Source organism: Geobacillus sp. B4113_201601 (genome assembly GCF_001587475.1).
Taxonomy (GTDB): domain Bacteria; phylum Bacillota; class Bacilli; order Bacillales; family Anoxybacillaceae; genus Geobacillus; species Geobacillus icigianus.
Map to the genome: position 1 here is coordinate 1 of NZ_LQYX01000079.1, position 6375 is coordinate 6375.

Sequence of the window (6375 nt, forward strand, 5' to 3'; positions counted from 1 at the left end):
TTGTCGAAAAATATTTTTTGGACACCCCTGAGGGGCCGAAAAGCCTTGATAAATCAACATTTCTAGAGGGAGGGATACAATGGAATTATTGCGAACGTTTATTGAACGACGAGAAGAGATTTGGATCGCTTTTCAAGAGCACGTACTGCTATCCGCGATTGCCATGGGCATTGCCATCGCGGTGGCCGTGCCGATTGGCGTCGTGTTGACGCGATATCGCAAACTCGCCGAGCCGATCATCGGCATCGCCGCCATCATCCAAACGATTCCGAGTTTGGCGCTGCTTGGGTTTATGTTGCCGATTTTCGGCATCGGCAAACTGCCGGCGATCATCGCCTTGACGCTTTATGCCTTGCTTCCGATTTTGCGCAACACGTACACTGGCATTCTTGGCGTCGACCCGGCGCTCGTTGATGCCGGACGAGGGATGGGGATGACATCGCGGCAAATTTTATGGATGGTCGAGCTTCCCCTCTCGCTTCCCGTCATTATGGCCGGCGTACGCACCGCGACAGTGCTGACGATCGGCGTCGCCGCCTTGGCGACGTTTATCGGCGCCGGGGGGCTTGGTGACTTGATCGATCGCGGCCTGCGCATCGCCGACAAAAACTTGATTCTCGCCGGCGCCATCCCAGCCGCCATATTGGCGATTGCCTTCGACTGGCTGCTACGAAAAGTGGAAAAGAAAGTGACACCCAAAGGGCTGTGATCAGCCCTTTGGCTTCTTTCCTCTCTCGGTCGTCTCAGAAACGTCAAAAAAGTAAGCCGGGGAAACAGATTTAAAAAATAAAATCCCATCATATTGTTGTGCAGGTACAAAGGAAGTAGGCATTCCTCCGCCCTCATAGGCCCGCCACTTTTTCTGTGCCCAGTTTCCATTGCACTGAATAAAACTATTTTGATAAGGGGAATGGTCAAGAAGGCTTTCCAAATGTTTTTTATTCATTTTTTTTATTGGATATTCCTTACCTGTATAATCCAACATTTTGCCTTCCTTTGCATACAACCCCAATACAAAACTTTTCTCCTTAATCGTTTGGGAGAGGTTTTCCACAAACGATTTATAGGCAGACAGGCGCTTGGCGGAAGTATTTTTGCTAATATGCATGTTATGTGCCCAAATGATAAATTTTTCATTTGGGTATATTTCCTGCGCTAAAAATTCTAGGTTTTTTGCCATTAATGCATCCCGATACTCAAAAAGTTTCGAGAAACTTTTTTCTAAATTTGCTTTCAAGTAATTTACTCTATTTTCCATCGTACGGAGGACAATTTTATAAATCTTGCTGTCCGGAAAACAATGCTGTTTGAGTTCCTCAATCAATTCCATGCCCTTACTTTCCATCTCTTCCCTTATATTTTGGCGCATTGAACGCTTGATTTTCCGTTTATCGGCTGCAATCAAAACCTCGATCGCCCGCTTTTCAAAATCGACAAACTTCTGTTTGGTCGGACCCGTTAAATAAGACTCGAGGAATTCCGAAAACAAATTCTCCTTTTTTCCTTGATAAACATCCACACCAGTAAAATACAGCGGCCGCTCCTGCTTCATTTTTTTCATATAGTCAAATAATCCAAGGACAAATTCATTTTGCCACGCACGTCCAATGGTGCCCACCATGAAACGTTTAGAATCAAGTTGATCAGATAGATAATCGCCGATCATACATGGCCCCAATTCGCTTTCAAAGGCAAGTACATGAAACCCCAATTCTTCATGAAGATATTTAATCAGGCTTACTTTTGCTAGACTGTATTCTTTGACGCAATGGCTGCTCTCCCCAAGGAAGACAAAGCGTTTATGTTCCAAAATCGGCTGAAGAAACTCAAAATGATAGCGGTCCATATCCCCTATATCGATACTTTGATGTTTGACTTCATCGATAAAGAAAGTGATCATTGACACCCCCAAACAACGTGATGACTGCATGTATACCCTCAACGGTTCGGTGACGAGCGGTGTGATCGAGAAATCAAGCTTTTCATGCGCCCCCATAATTGGTACAGACTAAACCCGATAACCGCTCCACTCACGTTCAAAATGATATCATCAACATCAAAGCTTCGTTCGCTAGGATATTCAGCAAATTTTCCATCCATCAACGCTGTCAAAAATTGAACGGATTCAATGCCGCTCGAAACGAGCAGGGCAAAGAGAAGAAACGGTTTGATACGTGCAAAATAAGGATGAATCAAAGGAACAAAGATGCCCAACGGAAGCAACAACAAGATGTTTCCCCAAATATTCACAGGAGTAATGCTAGTTTCCAAAATCGTTTTCAACGGGATGAAATTATAATGAGGAAACACCTGTTCCTCTAGCGGCAGCACTGGTTGGGTCATAAAGCGCCAATAAGGAATATATAAAACCGTATAATACAAAACAAAAAACAAATAAACATAAAAGCAAGCGTGAATCACCATATTCATCCCACTCCATTGCCGCACCTTGGACACACTCCAGCATACAAACACAAAGATGGGCAATAGATTGAGACAAATATGAATGAACACAATCCAGACCGATATGCCAGGAAAATTTCCATAGACATGATCCCAAGTCTTGAGACAAGCTACCATGACAAAAGGAATAACCGTGACGGTTTTTCGAATCATTTACTGCTTCAACTCCTTTATTCTTTGCTTGTATTCCAGTTCTTAGCATCCACCTCCAAATGACCTTTACCACTCGGGCGATTTGAACACTCCGGCTCAAACTCATCCGTTTCCTTCATCGTAACGCCATTTAGCACATAGTCGTCTTCCTGCATAATATCCCATTGCTCCCATATAAATGGGGACTACAAAGACAAAGGATGGATAAAAAGGAAGCGACGTAATCGTTGCGATCCCTAAAACAACCGCCCAATCCCATTTAAATTCCCATTTTTTATCAACAAAAGAAACGAGCGCTTCTGTTACTATGCATATAAGCAAAACAGCCAGTAGTGCAGCTGGAAAAATGGCAACACGGATACCAGAAATCCATGAGCACATACACCGGCTGAGACCGCTTCCTCTTGAGCGAAGAAAGCATCTCGATCGCTAGGTCGATCTTGCTTCTTCCCGTTGTCTTGTCATACAGACGAAAGGCGAACGGAAACGCTTGGGTGAAGGTGTGCACCATCCGTGAAACGAGCGAATGCCCCCAGACGGATGGATGATCGTTGTGCGAGTAGTGCCAATCACACCCTTGAATGGCGCGGGCAGCCCGTGACGAAGACTTCGTTTTTTGGCAAATGGGATCATCCATCGAAACAAAAAGGGGTTGATTCTCCCTTTTGGCCATTCGCTTGCTGCGCTGAAGGATCCATGGCTGGAGTTTGCGAAGCAACGTCTCTTCATCCCAAGGGCTTTTCGTGAAAAAATGGCTGAGTATGGTTCGATGGTTGGGATGAAAACTCCAGTGATGGACATCGGTCAACGTTCCCAAACATCCCTTGGTCGTCAAGGCGTCGACAAGATGAACCAGATGCTTGATGACCGGTTTCGAGAAATCAAGCGCCAATCCCAGCGTCATGAAAAACTTGTGGATTCCTTGATGATGTGCTCATCGATTCCTAAGCCATGAACCTCCTTGTGTGAATGGGTTTGAGCACATCTATTTTACTCAAGGAGCTGGGTTCATGTCTCCTTTTTTGTTTGGTTGTAAATTTATGTTAGTGAATTTGCTCATCTACAGTTCTTTACTCTTTTCTCGGGGAAAGCCCGGTTATTAAAATTAAACTATATGCCCATAATAACCAAGAACCAAAATATCGATCAGATTCCACTAGTAAATTAGTAAATACTTCTGGAAAGATAACTAATACAATCGTATCAATGAACATGCCGGGAAGCGCGATAAACATAGCAGCTTTTAAACGCTCATCTTTTTTTAAACCTTTAAGTTTGTATAGAGGATAAGTTAATAAAAAAATGAGTGGAACAACAAGCAGATAGGATAACAGAAGAAGCAAAGCATTTTCTGGGTTGAAGAAAAAATGTCCAAAAAACCGGAAAATTATGGTTGCTCCTAGCCAAACAAGAAAGCCCCAAATTAGAAAATACATGAACAGCACTCCTTTATTCTAAAAATGCTTGAAAGAGTATCATAATAGCATTTCACCAACGATCCTGATAAATCATGACCCTTCACAGACAATCCTTATTTCTTTGCGGCAATGAAAGTTCTAATAAAAAATAATGGATAGATCATTAAATACAAATTGACGGCCCACCAAGTGATGTCAAAATCCTTGCTAAAAGCCCAAAATGCAATGGCTTGCAATCCGGAACAAAAAGTCAACACAAGAGAAATCAGAGCCCAGTTCCGCCATGCCGGGTTGTTTTTATTATATAGATATAACCCGTGGTGCTAGTTGAGCGTCAGCGCTCAACTAGCACCACGGGTAAGGATAAGTTCCATTTAATTGTAGCTTTTTAGCTACGTCCCATTTATAACATTTTGTAAATATATCCATATTATATCCCCCTAACCCCCTTCTTTTTTATAAACACTTATGAAAACAAAGATTTTAATTATTCATTCCATTTTATTATTGACATATGTAGCTTTTCTTTCATGTTTTACAAGTCTAGAAGATAGACTATAGCCTACTAAAACAAAACACATGATATAAAGCGCTGTTGATATACCAAATAAATCAGCCAGTCCTCCTCCTACAATCGGACCGATTATCATCCCTACAGAATAGGCCATATTAAAAACAGCAAATGCAGTAGCATACGCCCCCCCACCTAAACGATCAACAGAATTCGCTAATTCCGGCAAAGTCGGCGTTAAGACAAAACCAGCCGCTGCCCCTACCAAAAAAAGTACGGCTCCTAAAGCCTTTCCCCTTTTAGCAGGCGGATACATATCTGTAATCAACGCCAGTCCCGCAGTCCATGTCGCCGCTGCCGCAACACCTTGAAGCAATCTAGCAACAATGAGCAGCAACATACTATTTGCAAAAGCAAATAGTAACGTGCTTGCTAAAAGAACTACCAGCCCCCACAGCATGACTCCTCGTCTACCAAACTTGTCAGAGATTCCTCCTAATATAGGAGTAGCGATCAAAAAAGAAAACGCATAACAGCCGATTAGTATGCCAATAACTGTTTGGGAAGCATCAAATTTAGAAGTGTAAAAAGGCACGATCGGAACAACGATGCTATACAGAAGCATATCAATAAACACTGCCATCGCAATTACAATCAATCCAGTTATTGGCTTTTTTCTCATCTCTTTAAGCTTTGTCATAAAATATTTCACCTTTCTTCTTTTTACCATCGTTAAATGGCAAACATGCTGAATTTCGTAAAACAGCTTCTAGGAAATGATAGAAAGTCGTTCGGTGACAATGGTTTTCGTAGAACAACCATTGATGTTAAGAAGAAAAAGGAGACTCTTTTTTTCACTCGTATGTAACCATTTCATTGTCCATTATGCCTACGGCTTCTTTATTTATTTAATACAAAATCATCCATAATAAACATGTTTTACTTCATCTCAATTATATCTCCACCTCCTTTTCTTTTCACCGCCAACCTGTGTCGGAACCCCGCCATTTTTTGGCGGAATACCGACACGAGATAGCGGACCCCAAAAAAGAAAACGCCCTCACCGATCCGATGAAGGCGTTAACAACATATGATGCTCTGGAATGAACCCTAATTGTTTTGCTTTTTCCACGGCTTCTACCCTCGAAGATACACGCAGCTTTGTGAAAATGCGCGATAAGTGTCTTTCCACGCTTCGTTGGCTTATGTGATGTTTTTTGGCAATGTCTTTATTACTGTAGATGAGAAATTTTCATTGCAGTAATTTCCATACCCTAAGAGACAAACAGGGGACCCCTCAGGCGACATGGAGCAGTTTTTTGATCACATCAATGGAATCTCTTGCTTTGAGGCGCCATCGATGAACTCGACGATGCTGTGTCCTTTCCGAGACCGAAGAAGCTCCAGTCCGGAAGAGAGGTCTTGTTGAGATGCCGCGATGCTGTATATGCAGGCGAACAGCACCACTGCCCCATACCGTTTCACCGCCCGAATGTGACGAACACGGTACCATCTGACTTCAGCTGGTCTTTGGCCTGCCGGAAAAAGCATTCGATCGTCCAGCGCTGGGCATAGTAACGCAAGATCTCTTCATCGCCTAGCTCCCGGTCGGTGCTCAAGACGACATGGAGATGGTCCGGCGTCATTGGTTCATCCGCCTTCCAAGCCAGCCGCATCACCGCGTCATCAAGACCGTTGGGCGCGCCTTCGCAGCCGTAGACACGCTCACGCTCCTTCCCCACCGTGACGAGGCAGGTGTCGTTGGGCTCGATATAGCGGGCAAACTCCTTCGCTTGAATGGCGATGCCTTTCGGGTAGAGAATCCGGTTC

Annotated in this window: 6 protein-coding genes and 4 pseudogenes; 1 reads left to right on the forward strand and 9 read right to left on the reverse strand. The window is 43.6% G+C overall.

Features of this window, described 5'->3' with window-relative positions; translation table 11 throughout:
- The first annotated feature begins 79 nt into the window (after positions 1-79).
- On the forward strand, positions 80-709 hold the full coding sequence (locus tag B4113_RS10920) for an ABC transporter permease (RefSeq protein WP_033842552.1): 630 nt from the start codon (positions 80-82) through the stop codon (positions 707-709).
- Here the strand turns inward: B4113_RS10920 and B4113_RS10925 are convergent, their stop codons facing one another.
- From B4113_RS10925 to B4113_RS20580, 9 genes and pseudogenes are all read right to left on the reverse strand, one after another.
- Positions 710-1900, reverse strand: coding sequence for an erythromycin esterase family protein (locus B4113_RS10925; RefSeq protein WP_033842553.1), 1191 nt, complete (start codon positions 1898-1900; stop codon positions 710-712).
- A gap of 38 nt (positions 1901-1938) precedes the next feature.
- Complete coding sequence (locus B4113_RS10930) at positions 1939-2616, reverse strand: VanZ family protein (protein WP_033842554.1); 678 nt, start codon at positions 2614-2616, stop codon at positions 1939-1941.
- A 102-nt stretch (positions 2617-2718) separates the two neighbouring features.
- Positions 2719-2997, reverse strand: coding sequence for a hypothetical protein (locus B4113_RS18865; RefSeq protein WP_081897142.1), 279 nt, complete (start codon positions 2995-2997; stop codon positions 2719-2721).
- A pseudogene (locus B4113_RS18870) lies at positions 2972-3520 on the reverse strand (IS701 family transposase); the annotation flags it as partial. The pseudogene B4113_RS18870 and the gene B4113_RS18865, both read right to left, overlap by 26 nt.
- 166 nt (positions 3521-3686) lie before the next feature.
- Positions 3687-4052, reverse strand: a complete 366-nt coding sequence (locus B4113_RS10940; RefSeq protein WP_033842558.1) for a DUF5367 family protein — start codon at positions 4050-4052, stop codon at positions 3687-3689.
- A 95-nt stretch (positions 4053-4147) separates the two neighbouring features.
- Positions 4148-4354, reverse strand: a pseudogene (locus B4113_RS19880) (DUF5360 family protein); the annotation flags it as partial.
- A gap of 171 nt (positions 4355-4525) precedes the next feature.
- Positions 4526-5245, reverse strand: a complete 720-nt coding sequence (locus B4113_RS10945) for an MFS transporter (protein WP_061912495.1) — start codon at positions 5243-5245, stop codon at positions 4526-4528.
- A 360-nt stretch (positions 5246-5605) separates the two neighbouring features.
- Positions 5606-5779 (reverse strand): annotated as a pseudogene (locus B4113_RS18875) (response regulator transcription factor); the annotation flags it as partial.
- Between the two features lie 63 nt (positions 5780-5842).
- Positions 5843-6375: pseudogene (locus tag B4113_RS20580) on the reverse strand (transposase); the annotation flags it as partial.